We start from the raw sequence: 23,862 nt of genomic DNA, 5'->3' as shown, positions 1-23,862 counted from the left end.
CGGGCGCTAACGCAGCCAGGGGAGGTCGGCGCCCGGCTCCGCCGGCTGGAGTCCCTCGGCCATCACCCGCATGATCTCGCCGAGCTGCTCCACCTGGTCGGCCGTGAGCCGGTCGAAGAGGGCCTGGCGCACCGCCGCGACATGGCCGGGCGCGCTCCGCCTCAGGACCTCGAAGCCGTCGTCGGTCAGGCAGGCGTTCTGGCCGCGCTTGTCGGACGGGCAGTCCTCGCGGCGCACCCAGCCGCTCCTCTCCAGCCGGGCGACGGCGTGCGACAGCCGGGACCGGGTGATCTTGGCGTCCTTGGCCAGCTCCGTCATCCGCATCCGGCGGCGGGGCGCCTGGGACAGCTTGACGAGCAGCCCGTAGTAGATGTGCGGCATCCCGGCGTCGCGCTGGAGCTGCCGGTCGAGGTGGTCCTCGAGCAGCGTGGTCGCGTGGAGGTACGCGCGCCAGACGCGCTGCTCGTCGTCGGTGAGCCAGCGCGGCTCCTCCGCCCGCTCCGTCCCGCCCTCGGGTGCCCTGTTCATGTATCCCACTCTACGGCTTCTTGAAAATTAAACTAGCCCGCGTTACGGTCGTGGACGAGAAAGCTTGAAGGTTAAAGCAGCTACCATGGAAGACACCCTCGGGAGCCGTCATGACCGCCACGACCAGCGGGCGGATGCCCGCCCTCTACCTCTCGCACGGCGCGCCGCCGCTCGCCGACGACCCGGTCTGGCCCGGTGAGCTCGCCGCCTGGTCGGCGGACCTGCCCCGGCCCACCGGGATCCTGATGGTCTCCGCCCACTGGGAGGAGGCCCCGCTCGCGCTCGGAGCGACCGCGACCCTGCCGCTGGTGTACGACTTCTGGGGCTTCCCGGAGCACTACTACGGCGTGCGGTACGCCGCCCCCGGCGCCCCTCGCCTCGCCGACGCGGTGCGGGGGCTGCTGCGCGCGCCGGGCACGCCCGTGCAGGACATCCCCGGCCGGGGTCTCGACCACGGTGCGTACGTCCCGCTCGTGGAGATGTATCCCGACGCCGACGTCCCCGTCCTCCAGATCTCCCTGCCCACCCTCGACCCCGCCGGACTGATGGAGATCGGGCGCAGGCTGGCGCCGCTGCGCGACGAGGGCGTCCTGATCGTGGGCAGCGGGTTCTTCACCCACAACCTGGCCGCCCTGCGGCACGACGGCATCCCCGGCTGGTCCGCGGAGTTCGACGACTGGGGGCGGCGGGCGCTGGAGGCCGTGGACGTGGACGCGCTGCTCGACTTCACGCGCAAGTCCCCGGCGGGACGGCTCGCCCATCCGCGCACCGAGCACTTCGCCCCGCTGTTCGTGACGCTGGGCGCCGCCGACGCGACCGGTGACCTCGGTGCCGGACGGAGCGTCATCGAGGGGTTCTGGATGGGGCTGGCGAAGCGGTCGGTCCAGTTCGGCTAGGCCGCCGACCCGGCGCTCGGCACCCCGGCGCCGGTGTCCGCGGCGCCGGTGTCCGCGGGGCCGCGCAACTCCTTCTCGTACCAGGCCACGTCCCAGTACCGGCCGAACTTCCGGCCCACTTCGCGGAACGTGCCCACGTGGCGGAAGCCGAACCTCGTGTGCAGGCGTACTGACGCCTCGTTGGGCAGCGCGATCCCGGCGTAGGCGCGGTGGACGTCCTCGTCGGCGAGGGCCTCGAAGAGGCGCTCGTACAACACGGTGCCGATGCCGCGGCCCGCCGCTTCGGGGGAGAGGTAGACGCTCACCTCGACGGAGGTCCCGTACGCGGCCTTCGCCCGGAAGGGACCGCTGGACGCGTACCCAAGAACATTTCGGACATCCCGAGCAACCAGAAGGCGGTGGGGGCCGTCTTCAGGGTGGGAGTGCAGCCACGGACGCCGTTGTTCGGGGGTGAAGGGCGCGGTGTCGAACGTGATCGCCGTCTCACGGACGTAGTGGTTGTAGAGCTCCGTGAGGCCTGCGAGGTCAGCCTCCGTCCCCGGCCTGACCTGCACCTCCGCCGGTTCCTGCGGCATCCGTCCTCCTTGGGTGGCGGGACAGGGTACTGCATGATCACGAAAATCGATGGGTGGCATGGGAATTCTGTCCGGATTCCAGTCGTTGTTTCCGTCGGATGCAGGGCACCCGGGAGGGTGTCGCGACCTACTCAGTAAGGGAGCTCGCATGGCAACCCGTGCCGTCGCCCGTAGCCAGTCCGCCACCACCGGGACCGATCGGGCCAGCAGCGTTCGCGCCGTGGGCGGGGAGATCGCCGACCGCGACCTGGTCGGCATGTATCTCGACGAGATCGCGCGCACGCCCCTGCTCGACGCCGCCAGGGAGGTCGAGCTGTCCCAGACGATCGAGGCGGGGGTGTACGCCCGGCAGATCCTCGACGGCGAGATCGAGAGCGAGGCGGGGGCCGTTTCCGCGGGCGCCTCCCGCGAGGAGCTGGAGCGCCTGGCCCTCGAGGGCGAGCGCGCGAAGGACGTCTTCATCCGCTCCAACCTGCGCCTCGTGGTGGCGGTCGCCCGGCGGTACCCGCGCAGTGGGCTGCCGCTCCTCGACCTGATCCAGGAGGGCAACGCGGGTCTGGTGCGCGCGGTGGAGAAGTTCGACTACACCAAGGGCTTCAAGTTCTCCACGTACGCGACGTGGTGGATCCGCCAGGCCATCACGCGGTCCATCGCCGACCAGTCGCGCACGATCCGGCTCCCCGTCCACCTGGTGGAGGAGCTCGGCCGCATCCGGCGCGTGCAGCGGGAGTTCAACCGTGAGAACGGCCGGGACCCGGAGGCCGCCGAGATCGCGACCGAACTCAGCACGACCCCGGAGCGCGTCACCGACGTCCTGGACTGGGCCCGTGACCCGGTCTCGCTGAACATGTCGGTCGACGACGCGGGCGAGACGCAGTTCGGCGACCTCCTGGAGGACACCTCGGCGGTGTCGCCCGAGCAGTCGGTGATGACGCTGCTGCGCAGCGAGGAGCTGGGCGACCTGATCGGCCGGCTCGACCACCGCACGGCCTCCATCATCCGCATGCGGTACGGCATCGAGGACGGCCGCGAACGGACGCTGACGGAGGTCGGCAAGGAGCACGGCCTGACGCGCGAGCGGATCCGCCAGATCGAGAAGCACGCGCTGCTGGAACTGAAGCGGCTGGCCCGCGACACCGGCTTCGACGCCGCGGCCTGACCGCGCACGACGCCCCGCCCCCGGGCGAGCCCCGGGGGCGGGGTGGTGATCGCCGGGCGCCGGGCCGAACCGGCGCGAGGGCGGGGGAGTGAGGGCGCCCGGCCGCGCTGCGCCGCGGCTCAGCTCACCGAGCGCGTCAGGCGGGCGCCCAGGTGGGCCATGTAGGCCGCGAGGGGCTTGGGGCCGTGGACCGTGAACTCGCAGTCCACCAGCGCCAGTCGGAGGGCCAGCCACTCCACGGAGTCCGTCGCCCGGACCCGCAGCCGGCATGTGCCGTCGTCGAGCGGGGTCGGCGTGAGATGGGACGGGAGGCGCGCCGCCACGAACTCCTCGGGCGCGGCGAAGGTGACGTCCAGTTCGTGCTCCGGCTGCTGCCGGTGGATAGACCGGGAGAGCAGCTGCGCCGCGTCTCCCGTCGGCATCTCTCGCTGCGCGAAGCGCGCCCCGGTCGGGAAGGGTTCGCTGACCCGGTCGACCCGGAACGTACGCCAGTCCTCCCGTTCGAGGTCGTACGCCACGAGGTACCACCGCCACCCCGTGGAGACGAGGCGGTACGGCTCCACCTGCCGCTTCGTCTGCGCGCCGTCCCCCGCGCGGTAACCGAACCGGAGCCGCTCCTGCGCCGTGACCGCCGCCGCCAGCGCGGTCAGCGTGGACGGTGCCACCGTCGCGCCGTCCCCGCGGGTCAGCGGGATCGTCGCGTTCTGCAGCGTCGAGACCCGGTGGCGCAGCCGGGACGGCAGGACCTGCTCCAGCTTCGCCAGCGCCCGTACGGACGCCTCCTCGACGCCTTCGATGGCGTGGCCCGCGCCCGCGCGCAGCCCGATCGCGATCGCGACGGCCTCCTCGTCGTCGAGGAGCAGCGGCGGCATCGCGGCCCCGGCGACCAGCCGGTACCCGCCCACCGCGCCCTTCGTCGCCTCGACGGGGTAGCCGAGGTCGCGCAGCCGGTCGATGTCGCGGCGGATCGTGCGCGAGCTCACGCCGAGCCGCCCGGCGAGCTCGCTGCCCGGCCATTCGCGCGGCGTCTGGAGCAGTGACAGGAGTTGGAGAAGTCGTGCCGGAGTGTCGGTCATGGTTCCAGGATGCGGCTCATCTAGGACACGATCTGGCCTATACGCCGACTAGGTTTTCCGCATGACCTCCAAGACCTCCCCTCCCTCAGCCGTGCCCGGTGCCGCCGACCGGCGCCGATGGCTCGCCCTGGCCATCGTGATGACGGCAGCCTTCATGGACCTCGTCGACGTGACCATCGTGAACATCGCGATCCCGAGTATCGAGCGGGACCTCTCGGCGTCCTTCGGCGCGATCCAGTGGATCACCGCGGGCTATGCGCTGGCCTTCGCCGCCGGGCTCATCACGGGCGGCCGCCTCGGTGACATCTATGGCCGCAGGCGGCTCTTCCTCGTCGGCATCGCCGGCTTCACCGTCGCCTCCGCGCTCTGCGGCTTCGCGGCGAACCCGGAGATGCTCGTCGCCTCCCGCCTCCTCCAGGGCGCGATGGCCGCGATGATGGTGCCGCAGGTGCTGGCGATCATCCACGTCACCTTCCCGGCGCACGAGCGCGGCAAGGTCTTCGGGATGTTCGGCGCGATCGTCGGCCTGGGAGCCGTGTCCGGTCCGCTCCTCGGCGCCCTGCTGACCCAGTGGAACCTGTTCGGTCTCGAATGGCGGCCGATCTTCCTGATCAACCTGCCCGTCGGCATCGCCGGACTGATCCTGGGCCGCAAGTTCATCTCCGAGTCCCGTGCCGACAAGGCGCTCCGCCTCGACCTCGCGGGCGTCGCGCTGGTCACGCTGGGGCTGCTGATGCTGCTGTACCCGCTGACGCGCGGCCGTGAGCTGGGCTGGCCGCTGTGGGGTCATGTCTGCATGGCGGGCAGCCTGGTCGTGTTCGGCGCGTTCGTGGCGTACGAGAAGTACAAGACCCGCAAGGACGGCTCGCCGCTCGTCGAGCTTGCGCTGTTCCGGGTCAAGAGCTTCGCCGCCGGTATCGCCGTACAGCTCACCTTCGGGGTCGTGATGGGCATCTTCTTCCTGGTGTGGACCCTGTACATGCAGATAGGGCTGGGCTGGACCCCGCTGAAGGCGGGACTGACCGGGGTTCCCTTCTCCCTCGCCGTGTCGACGGCGGCCGGTCTGTCCGTGCAGAAGCTGGTGCCGCGCTTCGGGCGGAAGGTGCTGCAGGCGGGTGCGCTGACCATGGCCGCCGGGCTGCTGATCTACATCTGGGAGGCCGGTCGGTACGGCACCGCCATCCACTCCTGGCAGATGGCCCTGCCGCTCGTCGTGATGGGTGTCGGCATGGGCCTGATCGTGGCGCCGCTGACGGACGCGGTGCTGTCCGAGGTGCCGCGTGAGCACGCGGGTTCGGCGTCCGGCCTGATCAACACGACCGGTCAGATGGGCACCGCGCTCGGCCTCGGCCTGGTGTCGGTGGTCTTCTTCGGGACGATCGACGAGGAGCGCCTCGCGACCACGCCCTCCGCCGTCGGCACGGCCTTCGTGAACGCCTTCGAGAACTCGCTGTGGTGGGTCGTCGCCGTACTCGCGGTGATCTTCCTGGTGATGTTCGCGCTGCCCGGCCGGCCGAAGCAGCACGTCGAGGGCGAGGCGGTGGCGGAGCCGCTGCGCGACGAGCCCGAGGCGGTGCTCGCGCACTGAGCGGTCCGTACGGAGGCGAACGAGGCCCGGCCCGGGGAACGACCCGGGCCGGGCCTCGTCGCGTATGCCCGTTCTGGCCCGATTTTTACGCCCGAGTGTGTTTACTCCGTGCGAACACGGACGTAGTCTGATGGTGAAACCACAGGTTCGGGCATGGAACGGACGTAAAACCACATGTACGCACCGGAGCGCCAACAACGGATCCTGCGGCTCGCCCGTGAGAGCGGCCGCGTCGATGTGCTCTCGCTCGCGGAGGAGTTCCAGGTCACCGCCGAGACCATCCGGCGCGATCTCAAGGCGCTGGACCGTGCCGGGCTCGTCCGTCGTGTGCACGGCGGAGCCATCCCGGCCGGCCGGCTCGACTTCGAGCCCGATCTCGCCGAGCGCGAGTCGACCGCCGCGGGCGAGAAGGACCGCATCGCGCGCGCCGCGCTCGCCGAACTCCCGGAGAACGGCACCGTCATCCTGGACGCCGGCTCCACCGTGGCCCGGCTCGCCGCCGAGGTCCCGCTCGACCGCTCCCTCACCGTCGTCACCCACGCCCTGCCCGTCGCGTTCCGGCTGGCCGACCACCCGGGCATCTCCCTCCACCTCGTGGGAGGCAGGGTCCGCAACCGTACGCGCGCCGCGGTCGACGCCTGGGCGCTCAGGGCCTACGGGCAGATCCGCGCCGACGTCGCCTTCCTCGGCGCGAACGGCTGGTCCACCCAATTCGGGCTCACCACCCCTGATCTCGCCGAGGCCGCCGTCAAGCGGGCCGTCGTCGGGGCCGCCCGGCGCGTCATCCTGCTCGCCGACTCCGCCAAATACGGCAAGGACCACTTCGCCCGCTTCGGGGAACTGGCCGATGTGGACCTGGTCGTCACCGACACCGGACTCGCCCCCGAGGACGCCGCGGCCATCCGGTCCGCCGGCACGGAAGTGATATGCGCATGATCCTGACCGTCACCCCCAACCCCTCCCTGGACCGGACCTACGAAGTCCCCTCCCTGGAGCGCGGCGAGGTGCTGCGCGCGACCGGCGAACGCACGGACCCCGGCGGCAAGGGCGTCAACGTCTCCCTCGCGGTCGCCGCGGCGCGCCGCCGCACGGTGGCCGTCGTCCCGCTCGGCGGAGCGCCCGGCGAAGCCGTCGCCCGGCTCCTGGCCGCCCAGGGCATCGAGGTGGCGCCCGTCCCCCTCAAGGGCGACACCCGCTCCAACATCGCCGTCGCCGAACCGGACGGCACCCTCACCAAGATCAACTCACCCGGGCCGCAGCTGACCCCCGGGGAGTCGGAGGCCATCCTGGCGGCCGTCGGGGCGTACTCGCCCGCCGCCGACTGGGTCGCCTGCGGCGGCACCCTGCCCGGCGGCCTCGGACTCGCGTGGTACGCCGACCTCGTCACCCGGGCCCACGGCTACGGCGCCCGGATCGCCGTCGACACCTCCGGCCCATCGCTCCTCGCCGCCCTGCGCGCCCAGCCCGACGTCATCAAGCCCAACGCCGACGAACTCGCCGAGGCGGTCGGCCGCCCCCTCGCCACGCTGGGCGACGCGGTCAAGGCCGCCGAGGAACTGCGCCAGGCCGGTGCCCGCACCGTTCTGGCCAGCCTGGGCGCGGCCGGCCAGCTCCTGGTCTCCGAGGACGGCGTCCACTACGGCTACGCCCCCGTCGCCGCCGTACGCAGCAACGTCGGCGCGGGCGACGCCTCCCTGGCGGGCTTCCTCGCCGCGGGCGGCGAGGGCCCGGCGGCGCTCGCCGCGGCCGTCGCGCACGGCGCCGCTGCCGTCCAGCTGCCCGGCAGCGAGATGCCGACGCCCGCCGAACTCGACCCGGCGGCCGTCACGGTGACCACCGACATACCCCTCGACCGAGAGCTGAGCGAGTAAGGGAGCCCGCGATGAGCGAGACGATCACCGCGGACCTGGTCGATCTCGACCTGGCCGCCACCACCAAGGAAGAAGCGGCCCGTTCGCTCGCCCTGCGCATGGTGGAGCGCGGCAGGGTGACCGACCTCGACGGTTTCCTCGCCGACGTCGCGGCCCGCGAGGCGCAGATGCCGACCGGCCTGGACGGGGGCATCGGCATCCCGCACTGCCGCAGCGCACACGTCACCGAGCCGACGCTGGCCTTCGGCCGCTCGCCCCGGGGCATCGACTTCGGCGCCCCCGACGGCCCGGCGGACCTCATCTTCCTGATCGCGGCCCCCGCGGGCGCGGACGACGCCCACCTGACGATCCTCTCGTCCCTGGCGCGCCGCCTGACGAACGACGACTTCACGACCACGCTCCGCACCCTGACGTCCCCCGCGGCCGCGTCGGCTCTCATCCGCGGCGAGGCACCCGCCGGGACGGCATCGGGCCCCCCGGTGCCGCCCGCCCGGCCCTCCGACCGGACGCCCACGGACGCCACCGCCCCCGACGCGGCGCCGCCCGAGAGCCCGGCGCCCGCGCCCGCTCCCGCCGCCGGGCGTACGGAGCCCAGGGCGGGGAAGCCGTCCGAGGCGTCGCCCGGCCCGGAGACCCCGCCGAGCGCAGAGCCCGCCCCGGGTGGGGCTCCCGCCGGGGCGGGCGACGTCTCCGGAGCGGGCGGGCCCCGGGACGGGGCCTCGGGCGGAACGCCGGCGACCGGGCGGGACGTCACTGCGGCGGCGAGCGCCGGGCGGGAGACGAGTGCCGCGAAGGCAGGAGGCCCGGTCGAGGGGCCGGAGCCCGGGTCGGGGAAGCCGTCCGAGGCGTCGCGGGCGGAGGGCGCCGGCGTGGGGACGGGGGCGGGCGAGCCCGGGCGGCAGGTGTTCCGGATCGTGGCGGTGACCTCGTGCCCCACGGGAATCGCCCACACCTATATGGCCGCCGAGGCGCTGGAGAAGGCCGGGGCGGCCGTCGGCGTCGACGTGGTCGTCGAAACCCAGGGGTCCGCCGGCTTCATCCGGCTCGACCCCGCGGTCGTCGCCGCCGCCGATGGCGTGATCTTCGCTCATGACGTGCCCGTTCGCGAGAAGGAACGGTTCGCCGGGAAGCCCGCCGTCGACGTGGGCGTCAAGGCCGGCATCAACCGGGCCACCGAACTGGTCGCCGAGGTACGGGACAAGGCCGCCCGGGGCGAGGTCACCGCCCCGGCCCCCGCCGGCGCCGACAGGGGCGGCGGCACGCCCGTCCAGCAGGCGGGCGAGCCCGGCGAGGGCTACGGCGCGCGACTGCGGAAGTGGCTGATGTCCGGCGTCGGTTACATGGTCCCGTTCGTCGCCGCGGGCGGCCTCCTCATCGCGCTCGGGTTCGCCATCGGCGGCTACACCATCGACAAGGCCCCTTCCGTGGCCGAGCACTTCGCCTGGGGCCAGGCCGACAGCTGGGCCGCGCTGCTGTTCCAGATCGGTGGACTGGCGTTCGCCCTCCTCATCCCGGTCCTCGCCGGTTACATCGCGTACGGGATGGCCGACCGGCCGGGCCTCGTCCCCGGCTTCGTCGGCGGCTCCATCGCGCTCACCATCGATGCCGGTTTCCTCGGCGGCCTGGCCGCCGGACTCCTCGCGGGCGGGGTGGTGCTGGCGATCCAGCGGATCAGGGTGCCCGCGCCCCTGCGGGGCATCATGCCCGTCGTCGTCATCCCGCTCGTCTCGGCGGCACTCGTCGGCTTTCTGATGTTCCTGGTCGTCGGCAAGCCCATCGCCTCGCTCCAGAAGGCCCTCACGGACTGGCTGTCCGGGTTGTCCGGGGCCAACGCCGTCGTCCTCGGCGTCATCCTGGGCCTGATGATGTGCTTCGACCTGGGCGGCCCGCTCAACAAGGTCGCCTACGCCTTCGCGGTCGGCGGACTCGCCAACCCCAACGAGGGTTCCCTCAAGGTCATGGCCGCGGTGATGGCCGCCGGTATGGTCCCGCCGCTCGCGATGGCACTGGCCACCGTCGTTCGCGGCAAACTCTTCACCAAGGCCGAGCGGGAGAACGGCAAGGCCGCCTGGGTGCTCGGCGCCTCGTTCATCACCGAGGGCGCGATCCCCTTCGCCGCCGCCGACCCGCTGCGCGTCATCCCGTCGGTGATGGCCGGCGGCGCCGTCACCGGCGCGCTGTCGATGGCCTTCGGCTGCACCCTGCGCGCCCCGCACGGCGGCGTTTTCGTGGTCCCCCTGATCGGCAGCCCCTTCCTCTACCTGCTCGCCATCCTCGCCGGCACCGTGGTGAGCGCCACGCTCGTGCTCTTGCTCAAGGGTGCCCGCAGGACACCCGCCCCCGCCCCGGCGGGCGAGAACGGGACCGGGGCCGGGACCGCGGAGAAGGTCGCCGTCGCGGCCTGAACCCCCGGCCCCGCACCCCCGCCCCGAGAGGGCGGATCGGTCAGCGCACCCGCGCGCGGAGCTCCATCGCCTCGCGCGCGGTGCGCTCCTCCTCGTACACCTCGCACATGTGGCGGCCGTCCGGCGTCGCCGTGTGCTCGACCTCCCACACGCTCAGCTCGGTGCCGTCCAGCAGCAGGAACGCGTGCTCGTAGAGCGTGAAGCCCGCGTCCTTTCCGAGGACGCTGCACTGACGGCCGAAGACCTGCCGGATGTGGTGCGCGAACGCGCCCCTCAGCCGCGCCGCCACCGCCTCGCCCGGACGGTCCCGGTTCTCGGCGCGGCGCAGTACCCGCCGCGCATGGTCCGCGGAGTTGTCCGGCACGTACATCCGCGGCGGCGGGGACACCGGACGCGTCAGGATCGCGCCCAGCAGCTCCAGATCCGCGTCGAAGCTGTCGCCCGGCGGCGGCACCGCATCGAGGTCCCGGGCCCCCGCCGGGAAACCGGCCGGCAGCCGTGAGGCGGCCAGCCGGACCTCCGCCTCCTCCGTGTACAGCTCGTGCTGCTCACTGCGGTCCCGGCCGGTGTTGTGCACGAGCTCCCAGAGCGTCAACGACGTCCCGTCCGCCAGCAGGTACGTGTGCCGGTAGGTCGCCCGGTGCAGCCGCTCGTCCGCGCCGCGGCCACCTCTGCCGCCGCCGCTGTGGTGCGACGCCCACAGCGAACTGGAGTGCGCGAGCGCCGAGTCCAGTCGCTCGACCACCGAGTCGGGCAGGTCGAACGAGTTGAGCGCCCGGCCCAGGAGCCGCTCGACGTGGGTCTCGGTCGTCTCGTACGGGTCCGTACCGCACGGATCGCTCGCGAACGGGTCGTGCGGGAGCGGGTCGCCGGGACGCACGTCGCCCGCGTACGGGGTGCTCGGATGCCCGTCGTTCGGGTTGATCGGCTCGTTCGGAACGTTCAAGAGGGGTCTCCAGGCCGTCGCCGCGTGTCACTCGATGCTTGCTTAAGGTAGTCCCTGGGTCTGACAACGCGTCCGGCTTCAGCAAAACGAGGGGCGCACATGGCGAGTTCCCGCGCGCCCCCCGTCCGCCCGGTGTCCCACCTCTCAGCCGGTGCCGTAGAGGGAGCCGTACGAAGGGAAGTCGCCGCCCGGCCCCGTCACCGGCCGGGCAGCCCGTACGGCCCGCACGATCGCCCGCGCGACGACATCGGCGCCGGCCGCCAGCACCTCGTTCAGCGCGAACGGATTCCCGGCCTCCAGGGGGCGTACGCCGGTCGCAAGGGTGAAGACGGTGTCGCCGTCGTTGAGCAGGTGCACCGGCCGCACGGCGCGTGCGATGCCGTCGTGCGCCGTACCCGCGAGCTTCTGCGCCTGGGGGCGCGTCAGGTCGGCATCCGTGGCCACCACGGCGAGTGTCGTGTTCAGGGACGGCCGGCCGCCGGCGCGCGCCTGTGCCTCGTCCAGCCGGCGCATCGCCACCGCGTGCACCTCCGGGTCGGGAACGTCCGGCACACCACCCCCGTACGCCCCGTACAGCACACCCGTCGCCGGGTCGACCGCCGAACCCACCGCGTTGGCCACCACGAGAGCGCCGACCGTGATGCCGGACTCCAGCACCGTACCGGCCGTCCCCACACCGCCCTTGAGCCCCCCGATCACCGCGCCCGTCCCGGCGCCGACGCCTCCGCACTCCACCGGCGCGCCCGGCTCCGTCGCGGCCGCCGCCTCGATCGCCGCGCGTCCCGTCGAGGCGTCCGGGCGGGCCTTCCAGTCGCCGCCGCGGCCCAGATCGAACACGCAGGCCGCCGGCACGACCGGCACCACGTGCGAAGGGTCGGGCCCGACCCGCACCCCGCGTCCCCGCTCCTCCAGCCAGGCCATGACCCCGGCCGCGGACTCCAGGCCGTAGGCGCTGCCGCCCGTCAGGACCACCGCGTCGACGCGCTGGACCAGATTGCGCGGGTCGAGCGCGTCCGTCTCCCGCGTCCCCGGCCCGCCGCCCCGCACGTCCACCGCGGCGATCGCGCCACCTTCCGGCGCCAGGACGACGGTGGTGCCACTGAGCGCGCCCGCACCGGGCACGCGCGCGTGACCCACCCGCAGCCCCGCCACGTCCGTCAGTGCGTCATTGGTTGCCATGTTCCCTGCGTATCACGCGTGTCCACACGTCACCCGGAAGTCGTCCGGGCGGTCAGTGTGACCCCCGTCGCCACCGCGGTCGCCGCGACGAACCCCGCCGCGAGAACGCCCCAGTGCCCGGCGAACGTACAGAGCAGGATGCCCAGCGCGGCACACGGCAGCACCAGCTGCTGCGCGATGCCCACCTTGAAGTACCGCGAGTGCAGCACCCACACCAACAGCATGAACAGCGCCGCCGGCAGGGTCACCGCCGCCGCGGCCGCGGTCTGCGACAGATGCGCCTTGCCCACGGTCTGCTCCACGGCCACCTCGATGCCCGCGCCGATCGCCGCCGCCGAGGCGAAGATCAGGTAGTGGCCGTACCCCCACAGGAAGCCCTGCCGGTTGCTCAACAACCGCTGGTGGACCGGGACGACGAAGTAGATCCACCAGGCCGCGAAGATCAGCAGCAGCCCGCCCGCGGCGATCGGCAACAGGTCCCGCAGCGCGTCGTTCTCGTCGACGCCGGTCTTCACGGCGACGGTGGCCGCGGCGACCGTCTCGCCGAGCACGATGATGGTGAACAGCCCGTATCGCTCGGCGATGTGATGCGCGTGCCAGCTGGAGGCGTAGTCCTTCTCGGCGAACGGCGGTACGCACATCTCGGCGATCGCCATCACCAGGAACACCCACGGGCGGGCCCCTTCCGGTACGAAGAGCAGCGCCGTCCAGCCCACCTGGCAGGCCATCACCCCGCCCGCGTACCGCAGGGCCATCGTCCGCTCGGGGCCCAGCGCCGCCCGCGCGACCCGCAGCCACTGCGAGGTCAGCGCCACCCGCATCACCAGGTAGCCCAGCCACACGACCAGGAAGTCGTGCTCCTCGAACGCCCGCGACACCCCGGCGGCGAGGATCAGCACGCCCGCGATCTGTACCAGCGTCACCGCCCGGTAGAGGGCGTCGTCGTTGTCGTACGCCGAGGAGAACCAGGAGAAGTTCATCCAGGCCCACCAGATCGCGAAGAAGACCATCGCGTAGTCGACGATCCCCTCACCGGCGTGCCCCTCGGCGACCGCGTGCACGAGCTGGACGCCCGCCTGGGCGACCGCCACGACGAAGCACAGGTCGAAGAAGAGCTCCAGGGGCGTGGCGGCGCGGTGCGCCTCGTCACGGCTGCGCGACACCAGGGGCCGCAGGGGCCGGGTGCTGGGTGTGGACGTCATGGGCCCAGGACAGTAGAGGCAGGTGAGAGCGGGCGAGGCGCGCAACGCCAGCCGCGGGAAGGTGTCACCCCCACAGTGCATTCAAAGGGCGAACACGTATCCGTCGCACTACGTTGGCCGGGTGATCGAGCCCCCGCCCCCCTCCCCGGAGCCCCCGCCCCCCTCCCCGGACCGCCCGCCCCGGGACCCGGCCGTCCGCCCGTCCCCGAACCGGGCCGTATCGACCGTCCCGGCCACGACACGAGACGTGGCGACGCCGGACGGACCCGCGCGGACGGAGCGGACGGGGCCGGACGAGCCCGCGCCGACCGGTGAGCCGGGGCCGCGGCAGCCGCCCGCGCCGACGGGGGAACCCGGGCCCGGCCGCCCGCCCGCGCCGGCGGAGCCCACCGGCCCCGGGTCATCGCCCCCGCCGGACGAGGAGCCCGCGCCGGATCGCGAGCCGCCGACGGAGGACGAGCCGCCGCCCGGCGGAGCGCCCGCGCCCACCGGTGAGCCCGGCCCGGCCGAGCCGCCCGCCCCCACGGGAGACCCCGGTCCGGGAGAGCCGCCGGCGCCGACCTCGTCCCACGCGGCCGTGGACGCCACGGCTCCGGCGTTCCCGGCCCCGGCGTACGCTGAGGGCATGAGCACCGCCCCCGCCCCCGGACCGCGAGACGCGAAGCCCGCACCGTCGTCGCCGAAGAAGAAGACGCCGGCACTGGTCTTCGACGATCCGCTGGACCAGCAGTCCGCGGACGACACGGACCGCGGGTGGGGTGAGCGGACTCCCGCCGGCGACAGCGCCGCGGATCTGGCCCGTTTCCTCGACGAGAAGCCGCCGCACCACCTCTGAACCGGCGGTGCTACGGAGTGCCGTGCCCGGCGCCACGCCCGGCGCCGCGCTGCAGGACGAGCGCGTCACGGATCTCCTTGAGCACCTCCAGCTCGCTGACCTCCAGGGTCTCCTGGATGCTCTCCCTCGCCCTGTCCTCCTCGGCCCGCCTGGCCATGAGCCGTGACATGGGCAGCACCATGCCGAAGTAGACGATGACGGCGGTGATCAGGAAGCTGAGCGTGGCGCTGAGCACCGACCCCCACAGGATCGGGATGCCGGACACCACCTCGCCGGCGGCGGAGACCCGGCACGGCTCCTTCAGACAGGACTGGTAGCCCTCCAGGTTCTGGGTGCCGAAGGCCCCGACGATCGGGTTGATGATCCCCCGCACCACCGAGTTCACGATGCTGTTGAACGCGGCACCGATGACCACCGCGACCGCCAGATCGATGACGTTCCCCCGCATGAGGAAGGCCTTGAAGCCCTCCAGCAGGCTCTGCTTCTTCTCCTGGCTCACCGCGGTGCCTTTCGTCACGTGTGCAGTTGGCTGAGCCATTACGCCGTTCTTCGGGCATAACCGTCCAATCCGTACGCGCATGCAGGTGACCTGACAGGAAGTCCGTGCGAGCCGGCGGGGAAGTCAGCCCACCGTCACCGCCAGCCGGCCGCCGACACCGGCACCGGCCAGCGCGGCCGCGGACGCACGGGGGACGGTCAGCACGACGAGCGCGCCGCGGTCGGCGGACTCGCCGTCGGCGCGGGGCACTCGCGCCACCCGGGCGCCCCTGGCCACCACGCGGGCCTCGCCCTCCCCGCCCGAGGCGGGATCCCCGGCGGCGACCACGTCGACCCGGTCGCCGGGGCGGAGCAGCCGGACGGACGCGGCATCCGCGATGCGCACGGGAGCGGACACCACTTCGACGGGCCCTCGCTCCGGCTGCCGCACCGGCGTCGTCGCGGAATCAGGAGCGGCGGCCGGGCCCCGGGGGCCCACGGCGGCCAGCGCCGCCGCGGCCATGGCCAGCCCCGCGGCCACCACGGGTCGCCGCCGCCGCACCGCCCGGCGCATCCAAAACCGTCCGCCGCGCACCCGCAGCGGCGGGAACAGCGGCACCGCGCGCGTGTCCGGCACGGACGACGGGCCGGGCGGAGGCACGAACGGCCGCTCGAAGGAGACCGTGGCCCCGGGCGGGGGCACGGAGGAGTGGAGGGGAGCGGGACGGGTCGTCATGGCGGACACCACCTGCCGGAGAGCGAGGCCGAAGGGGAAGTGGAGCCCTTACGATCCCGCGAGGCGGCCGGTCCCGCTCGCCCCTGTGGACAGCCCCCGCCGTGTGGAGAACGCACTCACCCCTGAAGGTGAACCCCGGGCCCCGGCGACCCGGCGCGGGGATGTGCCGAGGTCCCGGGGCCAACCCCCGGGCCCACGGCGCCCCCGAGGGAACGCCATCGGGCTACGGCAGCTCGATGCCCAGGTCCCAGCCGTCGTGGGCGTGCGTGCACAGGCAGGAACGGTCCTTCGTCTCCGGCAGGCCGGCGACCGTGTCGAAGAGGACCTCGCGCAGCCGTCCGACGTTCTGGCCGAAGACCCGCAGGACCTCGGTGTGCGAGACGCCCTCACCCGTCTCCGCGCCCGCGTCCAGATCGGTCACCAGCGCCAGCGAGGTGTAGCAGAGCCCCAGCTCGCGAGCGAGGATCGCCTCAGGGTGCCCCGTCATGCCGACGACGGACCAGCCCATCGCGGCATGCCACTGGGACTCGGCCCGGGTGGAGAAGCGGGGGCCTTCTATGACCACCATCGTGCCGCCGTCCACGGCGTTCCAGTCGCGGCCCTGCGCCGCGGCCAGGGCTGCCTTGCGGCCGTCGGGGCAGTACGGGTCGGCGAACGTGGTGTGCACGACGTTCGGGACGGTGCCGTCCGGCAGCGGCTCCCCGTCGAAATACGTCTGGACGCGGGACTTCGTCCGGTCCACCAGCTGGTCCGGGACGAGCAGCGTGCCCGGCCCGTACTCGGCGCGCAGCCCGCCGACGGCGCAGGGGCCCAGCACCTGCCGTACGCCGGCCGCGCGCAGGGCCCAGAGATTGGCCCGGTAGTTGATGCGGTTCGGCGGCAGGTGGTGCCCGCGGCCGTGCCGGGGCAGGAACACCACCCGCCGGCCCGCCAGCTCGCCGAAGAACAGCGAGTCGCTCGGGCTGCCGTAGGGGGTGGTCACCTCGACCTCGGTCACGTCCTCCAGGAAGGAGTAGAAACCCGAGCCGCCAATGACGCCGATCTCCGCGCCGGTCTCTGCGTTCACCATGCGGTCACCCTAATCGGCCGCGACGGGCGGGTGACCGCGCGGCCGGAAAGGGGCCCCGGCGGGCGGCGACGGGGCCGCGTACGACGAGAACCCCGCCGTCGGAGAACGGCGGGGTCCCGGTTGCGCTGGATCAGGCGGCGGTGCTGGAGCCGCCGGACGTGCTCGACGTCGCCGGCTTCGAGTCGGACGACGAGGCCGCCGAGGACGAGGAGGAAGTCGTCGAGGAGGACGACTTCGAGGCCGGGGAGCTGCTCGACGACGCACCGCGGCTGTCGTTGCGGTAGAAGCCGGAGCCCTTGAAGACAATGCCGACGGCCGAGAACACCTTCTTGAGGCGTCCCTGGCAGTTCGGGCACTCGGTCAGGGCGTCATCGGTGAACTTCTGCACCGCCTCGAGGCCCTCGCCGCACTCGGTGCACTGGTACTGGTAGGTCGGCACTTGTCTTCCTCCTGGCACTCTCACTCAATGAGTGCTAACGAACATCCATAGTGACGTATTCCGCCGCATCAGTCCACCGTCACCGGCACGCGGTGACCGACGCCACGTGCCACGGTCCGGGGCGCGGGGCTCGGAAGCAGGCGTGAGCGGAGCGCCACGAGGGTGACCAGCGCCAGGGCCGTACCGGCCAGCGGGACCAGGAAACCGGCGCTCGCGCCGTACCCGTCGGCCAGCCGTCCGGCCACCGTCACGGCGGTCGCCTGACCCAGGGCCACGGCACCGGTCAGCCAGGTGAACGCCTCCGTCCGGGCCGAGGCCGGCACCAGCGACTCGACCAGGGTGTAGCCGGTGATCAGGGCGGGCGCGATGCACAGGCCCACGACCAGGCCGAGCGCACCGAGCAGCAGCATCGAGTGCGCCGACCACAGCAGCGAGGCCGCCGCGGTCAGGGCCGCGTAGCCCAGGATGAGCCGGCGCCGGGGGCCGATCCGCCAGGCGACGGCGCCGCACGCGATACCGGCCAGCATGTTGCCGGCGGCGAAGACGCCGTACAGCAGACCGTTCGCGCCCGGGTTGCCGATCTCCTCGGTGAACGCGGTCAGCGAGACCTGCATGCCGCCGAAGACGGAGCCGATACCGAGGAAGGCCACCGCCAGGACCCGGACGCCGGGCACGGACAGCGCGGAGGTGTGCTCCACGCGCGCGTGGCCCCCGGGCCGGCCGTGGGGCGGCTGGGTGCGCCGCTGGGCGGCGAAGAACAGGCCGCCGGCCAGCGTCAGCGAGGCCTCGGCGATCAGGCCGGCCGCCGGGTGGACCCCGGTGCACAGGGCGGTCGCCAGGACCGGGCCGATCACGAAGGTGAACTCGTCGGTGACGGACTCGAAGGCCGCGGCCGTCGGCATCAGCGGTGAACCCTGCAGGGTGGCCGCCCAGCGGGCCCGGACCATGGGGCCGACCTGCGGCACCGAGGCACCGCTCGGCACGGCGGCCGCGAACAGGGCCCACAGGGGGGCGTCCCCCAGGGCCAGCACCGTCAGAGCCAGGACCGCGGCGGTGTGGACGAGGACGCCCGGAATCAGGACGGCACGCTGTCCGAAGCGGTCGGCGAGCTTGCCGCTCTGCGGCGCGAACAGCGCCATGGAGACACCGGTGACGGCGGCGACCGCACCGGCGCTGCCGTACGAACCGGTGGTGTGCTGGACCAGCAGGACGATGCCGATGGTGAGCATCGCGAAGGGCTGCCGGGCGGCGAACCCGGGCAGCAGGAACGTCCACACGCCGGGGGTGCGCAGGAGCCGGCCGTAGCCGGGGCGCTTCGCCCCGGCGGACTGCACAGCGTCAGAAGTGACCGTGGATGCCACGGCCCGTGCCTTTCTGCCGCCTGGTAGCGCTCCCCTGGGTGTCGGGAGCCGCCGAGAGCTGTCCTCTTGCGCGGAACTGCGGTAGATACCGGTGCCCCACTGCAAGGGGTCTCACGGCCGCCATACGGTCGCGCCAGCTCTGCGTCAGGCAGAGTTGGTCGATCAGTGTGCCTTCATGGTACAGGGAGCGACGCGGGTCGTGCCTGTGAAATCCACGACGCGACCTGGTCCGGACCTGGGATGACCAGGGCGCCGGGATGTGCGGCACCCGCGCGTCAGCGGGACGACTGCCCTCCGGTGCCGAGCCAGTCCGCCAGCTTGCCGCCCTGCCCGACCGCCCGCAGCCTCCGCTCGGCCGCGTCCCGCACCGGGTCCGTCGCCACCACCAGCAGCTCGTCGCCGTGCCGCAGCACGGTCGACGGGGCCGGTACGAAGCTCTTGCCGTCGCGTACGACGAGGGTGACCGCGGCGCCGGGCGGCAGTCGCAGCTCCGCGACCTCGACGCCGTGCATCTTGGACTTCCCGGGGATCGCCACCGACAGCAGGTGGCCGCGCAGCCGTTCCAGGGGTGCCGATTCGACCCCGAGGTCGGCGGCCTCCGCCGGGTCGGCCAGGCGCAGGGCCCTGGCCAGCCAGGGCAGCGTCGGCCCCTGGACCAGGGTGTAGACGACGACCAGCACGAAGACGATGTTGAAGAGTTTCTCGCTGCCCTCGATGCCGGACACCATGGGGATGGTCGCCAGGATGATGGGCACCGCGCCGCGCAGGCCGGCCCAGGACATCAGGGCCTGCTCCCGCCAGGGGATGCGGAACGGCACCAGGCTGACCAGGATCGACAGGGGCCGCGCGACCACCGTGAGCACCAGGCCCACCACCACCGCCGGCCAGAAGTCGTCCAGCAGCTCGTGCGGGGTCACCAGCAGCCCGAGCAGGACGAACATCCCGATCTGGGCGATCCAGCCGAGCCCCTCCGCGAAACCGCGGTTCGCGGGGGCGTGCGGCAGTTTTGCGTTGCCCAGGATCACGGAGGCCAGGTAGACCGCGAGGAAGCCGCTGCCGTGCGCCATGGCGCCGGCCGCGTACGCCACCACCGCGATGGCCATCACCGCGATCGGGTAGAGGCCGGAGGCGGGCAGGGCCACGTGCCGCAGGCCGTACGAGCCGACGAAACCGACCGCGAGTCCGACGGCCGCGCCGATGGCCAGCTCCAGTGCGATCTTGCCGAGCAGCAGGTACCAGCTGTCGACCGGGCCGGTCGTGGAGAAGGCCACGACCAGGATCACGACGGGGGCGTCGTTGAAGCCGGACTCCGCCTCCAGGGTGCCGGTCACCCGGGACGGCAGAGGCACCTTGCGCAGGACGGAGAAGACGGCCGCGGCGTCCGTCGAGGAGACGACCGCGCCGATGATCAGCGCCTGGCGCCAGTCGAGCCCCACGAGGAAGTGCGCGGCCGAGGCCGTGACGCCCACGCTCACCGCGACGCCGACGGTCGACAGCACGGCCGCCACGGGCAACGCGGGTTTGATCTCCTTCCACTTGGTGCCCAGGCCGCCCTCGGCCAGGATCACCACGAGCGCGGCATAGCCGATCACCTGCGTCAGCTCGGCGTTGTCGAACGCGACGCCGCCGATGCCGTCCTGGCCGATCGCGATCCCGATGCCCAGGTACAGGAGCAGGCTCGGCAGCCCGCTCCGGGACGAGATCCGCACCGCCGCGACGGCGACGAGCAGCACGAGCGAGCAGATGAACAGGAGTTCATTGAGCTGGTGGACAGTCAGTGGCCGAATCCTTCCCCTCATGTGCACGCCGGGTCCGCCGGCCGCCGGAATGTCACGGGTGGTACTTCGTTACCTTACCTAATCTTTAACGTTTTCTTGACGCCACCTTCCTGTTCGAGTTGGCCCCGTGCAAGAACCGGTCAAAAGCCTCCTTGTCCACACCGCGTCCGGCCCGGGCGAGCGCTGCGCCTATGGTTGCTCCCAGCACTCCCAGGACCAGCCTGCGCCTCGAAGGACAGCGATGCCCGCCAACACCACCGCCGCTTCCACCAAGAAGAAGGGGCGACGCGCCCGCCTGCTCGTGATCGCCCTGGTGCTGGCGCTGGTCGCGGGCTTCGGCTACGGGTCGTACTGGAGCGTCAGTACGGTGCGTGCCTCCTTCCCGCAAACCACCGGAACGCTCAAGGTCGACGGCCTCAGCGGCCCCGTCGACGTCAAGCGCGACGAGCACGGTGTCCCGCAGATCTACGCCTCGACCGACGAGGACCTGTTCCGCGCCCAGGGCTTCGTCCACGCCCAGGACCGGTTCTGGGAGATGGACGTGCGCCGCCACATGACAGCGGGCCGGCTCTCCGAGATGTTCGGCAAGGACCAGGTCGAGACGGACTCGTTCCTGCGTACGCTCGGCTGGCACCGGGTGGCCAAGGAGGAGTACGACACCAAGCTGTCGGCCGACACCAAGAAGAACCTCCAGGCGTACGCCGACGGCGTCAACGCCTACTTGAAGGGCAAGGAGGGCCGCGACGTCTCCGTCGAGTACGCCGCCCTGTCCTTCGGCAACGACTACCGGATCGAGCCCTGGACGCCGGTCGACTCGGTGGCCTGGCTCAAGGCGATGGCCTGGGACCTGCGCGGCAACATGCAGGAGGAGATCGACCGTTCGCTGATGACCAGCAGGCTCAACGACAAGCAGATCAAAGACCTCTATCCGGCATATCCGTACGATCTGCACCGTCCGATCGTCGAGGAGGGCGGCGTCGACAAGGTCAGGGGCACGTTCGACCCCTCCGCCAAGAACGGGACCGCGGCCGGCGCCGACAGCGTCCGGGGCGCCACCCAGGGCCTGCAGTCGCAGCTGTCCGCGCTCTCCGAGACCCTGGACGAGATCCCGGCGCTCCTCGGCCCGAACGGCAACGGCATCGGCTCCAACTCCTGGGTCGTCTCCGGCACGTACACGACCACCGGCAAGCCGCTGCTCGCCAACGACCCGCACCTCGCGCCGCAGCTGCCCTCGCTCTGGTACCAGATGGGCCTGCACTGCAAGGCCGTGTCGTCGAAGTGCCGGTACGACGTCGCCGGCTACACCTTCTCCGGCATGCCGGGCGTGGTCATCGGCCACAACCAGGACATCGCCTGGGGCTTCACCAACCTGGGCGCGGACGTCAGCGACCTGTACCTGCAGAAGGTCACCGACAGCGGCTACCGGTACGGCAACAAGGAGCTGCCCTTCGTCACCCGCGACGAGGTCATCAAGATCGCGGGGGGCGGCAGCCGGACCATCACCGTCCGCACGACGAACAACGGACCCCTGGTCTCCGACCGCAGCGGCGAGCTGGAGAAGGTCGGCGAGAAGGCCCCCGTCGACACCCTGGCCCCGGACCGCGGCGAGGGCTACGCGGTGGCCCTGCGCTGGACCGCCCTGGACCCCGGCAAGTCGATGGACGCCGTCTTCAAGCTGAACCGCGCGACCGACTTCAAGCAGTTCCGTGAGGCCGCCCGCGACTTCGAGGTGCCGTCGCAGAACCTGATCTACGCCGACGCCAAGGGCACCGAGGGCCACATCGGCTACCAGGCCCCGGGAAGGATCCCGGTCCGCGGCAAGGGCCACGACGGCACCCTGCCGGCGCCCGGCTGGGACCCGAAGTACACCTGGAAGAAGAAGTTCGTCCCCTTCGACGAGCTGCCGTACGAGGAGGACCCGGAGCGCGGTTACATCGTGACCGCCAACCAGGCCGTCATCCGGGCCGACAAGTACCCGTACCTGCTCACGCAGGACTGGGGGTATGGCTCGCGCAGCCAGCGGATCAACGACCTCATCGAGTCGAAGATCAAGGACGGCGGCAAGATCTCGACCGACGACATGCGCACCATGCAGATGGACAACCGCAGCGAGATCGCCAAGCTGCTCACGCCGTACCTGCTGCGCATCGACATCTCCGACCCGTACGTCCGCGAGGCCCAGAAGCTGCTGGAGGGCTGGGACTACAGCCAGGAGGCCGACTCCGGTGCCGCCGCGTACTTCAACGCGGTCTGGCGGAACGTCCTGAAGCTGGCCTTCGGCGACAAGCTGCCCAAGGAGCTGCGGGTCGAGGGCGAGTGCCTCAACGTCCGGCCGGCCGACTCCACGGTTCCCGTCGACGAGCAGAACAAGCTGGTGCGCGAGTGCGGCCAGCGCGACCCCGAGACGGCCCAGCCGGACGGCGGGGACCGCTGGTACGAGGTGGTCAGGCCGCTGCTGAAGGACCCCAAGAACGAGTGGTGGCAGTCCGCCAAGAGCCGCACGGACGCGGCCACGACCACCCGTGACGAGCTGCTGGAGCGGGCCATGGAGGACGCCCGCTGGGAGCTGACCGCCGAGATGGGCAAGGACGTCTCCAGCTGGAGCTGGGGCCGGCTGCACCAGCTGAACCTGAAGAACCAGACCCTCGGCACCGCGGGCCCCGGGTTCCTGCAGTTCATGCTCAACCGCGGCCCGTGGAACCTGGCCGGCGGCGAGGCGGCGGTCAACGCCACCGGCTGGAACGCCGCGGGCGGGTACGGCGTCGTCTGGGTCCCGTCCATGCGGATGGTCGTCAACGTCGGCGACTGGGACAAGTCCCGCTGGATCAACCTCGCCGGCGCCTCCGGGCACGCCTACAACGCGCACTACACCGACCAGACGGAGAAGTGGGCCAAGGGCGAGCTGCTCGACTGGCCCTGGACCGACCGGGCGGTGGACGCGAAGACGGCCGACAGGCTCGTCCTCACGCCGTAGCGCCACGCGGCGCGGGGGGCCCGCCGGCTGCCCCGCGTCCCGTCAGGCGTGCCGGGGCGCCCGGAAGTGGAAGGTGACGTCGGGCGTCACCGCCGCGTCCACGGGGTGGTCGTGCGGTTCCTCCGGGACCCACTCGACCACCTCGTTCGCGTACAGGAGCACCACCAGGGCAGGGTCCGTGCCCGCCTGCGCGATCCGGGCCAGGACCCGGTCGTACGAACCGCCGCCCCGGCCCAGCCGCATCCCGCGCGCGTCCACCGCGAGGCCGGGCAGCAGCACCGCCTCCGCCGCCAGGACGGCATCCACGCCGAGCGGTGCTCCGGAGGGCTCCAGCAGCCCGCGTCGCGCGCGTACGAGCCCCTCGGGGCCCTCGTAGGGCGCCCAGTCGAGATCGTTGTCCTCCAGCAGGACCGGCAGCAGGACCCGGACGCCCCGGGCGCGCAGCCCGTCGATCAGCTCACGGGTGCCCGGTTCGGTTCCCACCGAGACGTACGCGGCGACCGTCCCCACGCCCGACAGCTCGGGAAGTTCCAGGGCCGTCCGAGCGAGAACCGAAGCGGCCTCCTGGACGTCCTCACTGGTCAGAAGGGCACGCGCAGCGAGGAATTGGCGCCGCAGAGCGGTCTTTTCGGACATGTCGCCGGTCATCAAGAACCCACAAACCCTCTCATATAGGCCTTTATGAGAAGGAAGTTAACCGGAGGCTAAACTTCCACCCATACCGACCGGATATGGTGCTCCGCATGAACGAGTCGCACCCCAGGATCA

At 72.3% G+C, this 23,862-nt stretch carries 21 protein-coding genes; 8 read left to right on the top strand and 13 right to left on the bottom strand.

Going from position 1 to position 23,862, the window contains the following annotated elements:
• Positions 1–6: 6 nt before the first annotated feature.
• Positions 7–537, bottom strand: coding sequence for a MarR family winged helix-turn-helix transcriptional regulator (locus ACY34K_RS25680; RefSeq protein ID WP_462751106.1), 531 nt, complete (start codon positions 535–537; stop codon positions 7–9).
• A gap of 101 nt (positions 538–638) precedes the next feature.
• Here ACY34K_RS25680 and ACY34K_RS25675 point away from each other — a divergent pair, with 101 nt between their 5' ends.
• The gene (locus ACY34K_RS25675; RefSeq protein ID WP_462751105.1) at positions 639–1,424 is read left to right on the top strand and encodes a dioxygenase family protein; all 786 of its coding nucleotides are present in this window, start codon (positions 639–641) and stop codon (positions 1,422–1,424) included.
• On the opposite strand, the gene ACY34K_RS25670 is transcribed toward ACY34K_RS25675, so the two are convergent.
• Entirely contained in the window at positions 1,421–1,999 is a 579-nt protein-coding gene (locus tag ACY34K_RS25670; protein WP_462751104.1) for an N-acetyltransferase family protein, read from the bottom strand. The two genes, ACY34K_RS25675 and ACY34K_RS25670, sit on opposite strands and share 4 nt — an antisense overlap.
• 148 nt (positions 2,000–2,147) lie before the next feature.
• Here ACY34K_RS25670 and ACY34K_RS25665 point away from each other — a divergent pair, with 148 nt between their 5' ends.
• Positions 2,148–3,158, top strand: a complete 1,011-nt coding sequence (locus ACY34K_RS25665; protein WP_462751103.1) for a sigma-70 family RNA polymerase sigma factor — start codon at positions 2,148–2,150, stop codon at positions 3,156–3,158.
• Positions 3,159–3,277: 119 nt separating this feature from the next.
• Here ACY34K_RS25665 and ACY34K_RS25660 read toward each other — a convergent pair whose 3' ends face one another.
• Positions 3,278–4,234, bottom strand: a complete 957-nt coding sequence (locus ACY34K_RS25660; protein WP_462751102.1) for a helix-turn-helix transcriptional regulator — start codon at positions 4,232–4,234, stop codon at positions 3,278–3,280.
• A gap of 61 nt (positions 4,235–4,295) precedes the next feature.
• On the opposite strand from ACY34K_RS25660, the gene ACY34K_RS25655 reads away from it, so the two are divergent.
• The 4 genes from ACY34K_RS25655 to ACY34K_RS25640 all read left to right on the top strand — a co-directional run bounded on the left by ACY34K_RS25655 (position 4,296) and on the right by ACY34K_RS25640 (position 10,098).
• Positions 4,296–5,822, top strand: coding sequence for an MFS transporter (locus tag ACY34K_RS25655; RefSeq protein ID WP_462751101.1), 1,527 nt, complete (start codon positions 4,296–4,298; stop codon positions 5,820–5,822).
• Positions 5,823–5,996: 174 nt separating this feature from the next.
• Positions 5,997–6,758 (top strand): DeoR/GlpR family DNA-binding transcription regulator, encoded by a 762-nt coding sequence (locus ACY34K_RS25650; RefSeq protein WP_462751100.1) that lies wholly within the window; start codon positions 5,997–5,999, stop codon positions 6,756–6,758.
• Positions 6,755–7,693, top strand: coding sequence for a 1-phosphofructokinase (gene pfkB, locus ACY34K_RS25645; protein WP_462751178.1), 939 nt, complete (start codon positions 6,755–6,757; stop codon positions 7,691–7,693). Before ACY34K_RS25650 ends, pfkB begins: the two co-directional genes overlap by 4 nt.
• 11 nt (positions 7,694–7,704) lie before the next feature.
• Entirely contained in the window at positions 7,705–10,098 is a 2,394-nt protein-coding gene (locus ACY34K_RS25640) for a PTS fructose transporter subunit IIABC (protein ID WP_462751099.1), read from the top strand.
• 40 nt (positions 10,099–10,138) lie between these two features.
• On the opposite strand, the gene ACY34K_RS25635 is transcribed toward ACY34K_RS25640, so the two are convergent.
• From ACY34K_RS25635 to ACY34K_RS25625, 3 genes are all read right to left on the bottom strand, one after another.
• Entirely contained in the window at positions 10,139–10,978 is an 840-nt protein-coding gene (locus ACY34K_RS25635; RefSeq protein ID WP_462751176.1) for a DUF6227 family protein, read from the bottom strand.
• Between the two features lie 210 nt (positions 10,979–11,188).
• Positions 11,189–12,223 carry a P1 family peptidase gene (locus ACY34K_RS25630; protein WP_462751098.1) on the bottom strand — a complete coding sequence of 345 codons (1,035 nt, stop codon included), beginning with the start codon at positions 12,221–12,223 and terminating at the stop codon, positions 11,189–11,191.
• 29 nt (positions 12,224–12,252) lie between these two features.
• Positions 12,253–13,425 carry a low temperature requirement protein A gene (locus tag ACY34K_RS25625; RefSeq protein ID WP_462751097.1) on the bottom strand — a complete coding sequence of 391 codons (1,173 nt, stop codon included), beginning with the start codon at positions 13,423–13,425 and terminating at the stop codon, positions 12,253–12,255.
• Between the two features lie 625 nt (positions 13,426–14,050).
• On the opposite strand from ACY34K_RS25625, the gene ACY34K_RS25620 reads away from it, so the two are divergent.
• A complete protein-coding gene (locus tag ACY34K_RS25620) occupies positions 14,051–14,260 on the top strand; it encodes a hypothetical protein (RefSeq protein ID WP_462751096.1) in 210 nt (69 codons plus the stop codon).
• 10 nt (positions 14,261–14,270) lie between these two features.
• On the opposite strand, the gene ACY34K_RS25615 is transcribed toward ACY34K_RS25620, so the two are convergent.
• From ACY34K_RS25615 to ACY34K_RS25590, 6 genes are all read right to left on the bottom strand, one after another.
• Positions 14,271–14,798 (bottom strand): large conductance mechanosensitive channel protein MscL, encoded by a 528-nt coding sequence (locus tag ACY34K_RS25615; protein WP_462751095.1) that lies wholly within the window; start codon positions 14,796–14,798, stop codon positions 14,271–14,273.
• An 84-nt stretch (positions 14,799–14,882) separates the two neighbouring features.
• Positions 14,883–15,473, bottom strand: a complete 591-nt coding sequence (locus ACY34K_RS25610; RefSeq protein ID WP_462751094.1) for a hypothetical protein — start codon at positions 15,471–15,473, stop codon at positions 14,883–14,885.
• A gap of 223 nt (positions 15,474–15,696) precedes the next feature.
• Positions 15,697–16,542, bottom strand: coding sequence for an S-methyl-5'-thioadenosine phosphorylase (locus tag ACY34K_RS25605; protein ID WP_462751093.1), 846 nt, complete (start codon positions 16,540–16,542; stop codon positions 15,697–15,699).
• Between the two features lie 130 nt (positions 16,543–16,672).
• Positions 16,673–16,981, bottom strand: a complete 309-nt coding sequence (locus ACY34K_RS25600; RefSeq protein ID WP_462751092.1) for an FmdB family zinc ribbon protein — start codon at positions 16,979–16,981, stop codon at positions 16,673–16,675.
• A gap of 68 nt (positions 16,982–17,049) precedes the next feature.
• The gene (locus tag ACY34K_RS25595) at positions 17,050–18,342 is read right to left on the bottom strand and encodes an MFS transporter (protein WP_462751091.1); all 1,293 of its coding nucleotides are present in this window, start codon (positions 18,340–18,342) and stop codon (positions 17,050–17,052) included.
• 275 nt (positions 18,343–18,617) lie between these two features.
• Positions 18,618–20,141, bottom strand: coding sequence for a potassium/proton antiporter (locus ACY34K_RS25590; RefSeq protein ID WP_462751090.1), 1,524 nt, complete (start codon positions 20,139–20,141; stop codon positions 18,618–18,620).
• Positions 20,142–20,361: 220 nt separating this feature from the next.
• Here ACY34K_RS25590 and ACY34K_RS25585 point away from each other — a divergent pair, with 220 nt between their 5' ends.
• Positions 20,362–23,094, top strand: a complete 2,733-nt coding sequence (locus tag ACY34K_RS25585) for a penicillin acylase family protein (RefSeq protein ID WP_462751089.1) — start codon at positions 20,362–20,364, stop codon at positions 23,092–23,094.
• A gap of 42 nt (positions 23,095–23,136) precedes the next feature.
• Here the strand turns inward: ACY34K_RS25585 and ACY34K_RS25580 are convergent, their stop codons facing one another.
• The gene (locus ACY34K_RS25580) at positions 23,137–23,742 is read right to left on the bottom strand and encodes a 5-formyltetrahydrofolate cyclo-ligase (RefSeq protein ID WP_462751088.1); all 606 of its coding nucleotides are present in this window, start codon (positions 23,740–23,742) and stop codon (positions 23,137–23,139) included.
• Positions 23,743–23,862 lie beyond the last annotated feature (120 nt).

The sequence above is a fragment of the Streptomyces sp. STAM6 genome (assembly GCF_054963715.1).
The sequence above is the reverse complement of the archived record's forward strand: the minus strand, read 5'-3'. Positions and strand labels throughout refer to the sequence as shown.

Coding starts and splice junctions, on each gene's coding strand:
- ACY34K_RS25615 (WP_462751095.1), bottom strand. CDS start 14,798: ATGGCTCAGCCAACTGCACACGTGACGAAAGGCACCGCGGTGAGCCAG.
- ACY34K_RS25620 (WP_462751096.1), top strand. CDS start 14,051: ATGAGCACCGCCCCCGCCCCCGGACCGCGAGACGCGAAGCCCGCACCG.
- ACY34K_RS25640 (WP_462751099.1), top strand. CDS start 7,705: ATGAGCGAGACGATCACCGCGGACCTGGTCGATCTCGACCTGGCCGCC.
- ACY34K_RS25630 (WP_462751098.1), bottom strand. CDS start 12,223: ATGGCAACCAATGACGCACTGACGGACGTGGCGGGGCTGCGGGTGGGT.
- ACY34K_RS25670 (WP_462751104.1), bottom strand. CDS start 1,999: ATGCCGCAGGAACCGGCGGAGGTGCAGGTCAGGCCGGGGACGGAGGCT.
- ACY34K_RS25660 (WP_462751102.1), bottom strand. CDS start 4,234: ATGACCGACACTCCGGCACGACTTCTCCAACTCCTGTCACTGCTCCAG.
- ACY34K_RS25650 (WP_462751100.1), top strand. CDS start 5,997: ATGTACGCACCGGAGCGCCAACAACGGATCCTGCGGCTCGCCCGTGAG.
- ACY34K_RS25590 (WP_462751090.1), bottom strand. CDS start 20,141: ATGAGGGGAAGGATTCGGCCACTGACTGTCCACCAGCTCAATGAACTC.
- pfkB (WP_462751178.1), top strand. CDS start 6,755: ATGATCCTGACCGTCACCCCCAACCCCTCCCTGGACCGGACCTACGAA.
- ACY34K_RS25580 (WP_462751088.1), bottom strand. CDS start 23,742: ATGACCGGCGACATGTCCGAAAAGACCGCTCTGCGGCGCCAATTCCTC.
- ACY34K_RS25605 (WP_462751093.1), bottom strand. CDS start 16,542: ATGGTGAACGCAGAGACCGGCGCGGAGATCGGCGTCATTGGCGGCTCG.
- ACY34K_RS25585 (WP_462751089.1), top strand. CDS start 20,362: ATGCCCGCCAACACCACCGCCGCTTCCACCAAGAAGAAGGGGCGACGC.
- ACY34K_RS25665 (WP_462751103.1), top strand. CDS start 2,148: ATGGCAACCCGTGCCGTCGCCCGTAGCCAGTCCGCCACCACCGGGACC.
- ACY34K_RS25675 (WP_462751105.1), top strand. CDS start 639: ATGACCGCCACGACCAGCGGGCGGATGCCCGCCCTCTACCTCTCGCAC.
- ACY34K_RS25610 (WP_462751094.1), bottom strand. CDS start 15,473: ATGACGACCCGTCCCGCTCCCCTCCACTCCTCCGTGCCCCCGCCCGGG.
- ACY34K_RS25625 (WP_462751097.1), bottom strand. CDS start 13,425: ATGACGTCCACACCCAGCACCCGGCCCCTGCGGCCCCTGGTGTCGCGC.
- ACY34K_RS25655 (WP_462751101.1), top strand. CDS start 4,296: ATGACCTCCAAGACCTCCCCTCCCTCAGCCGTGCCCGGTGCCGCCGAC.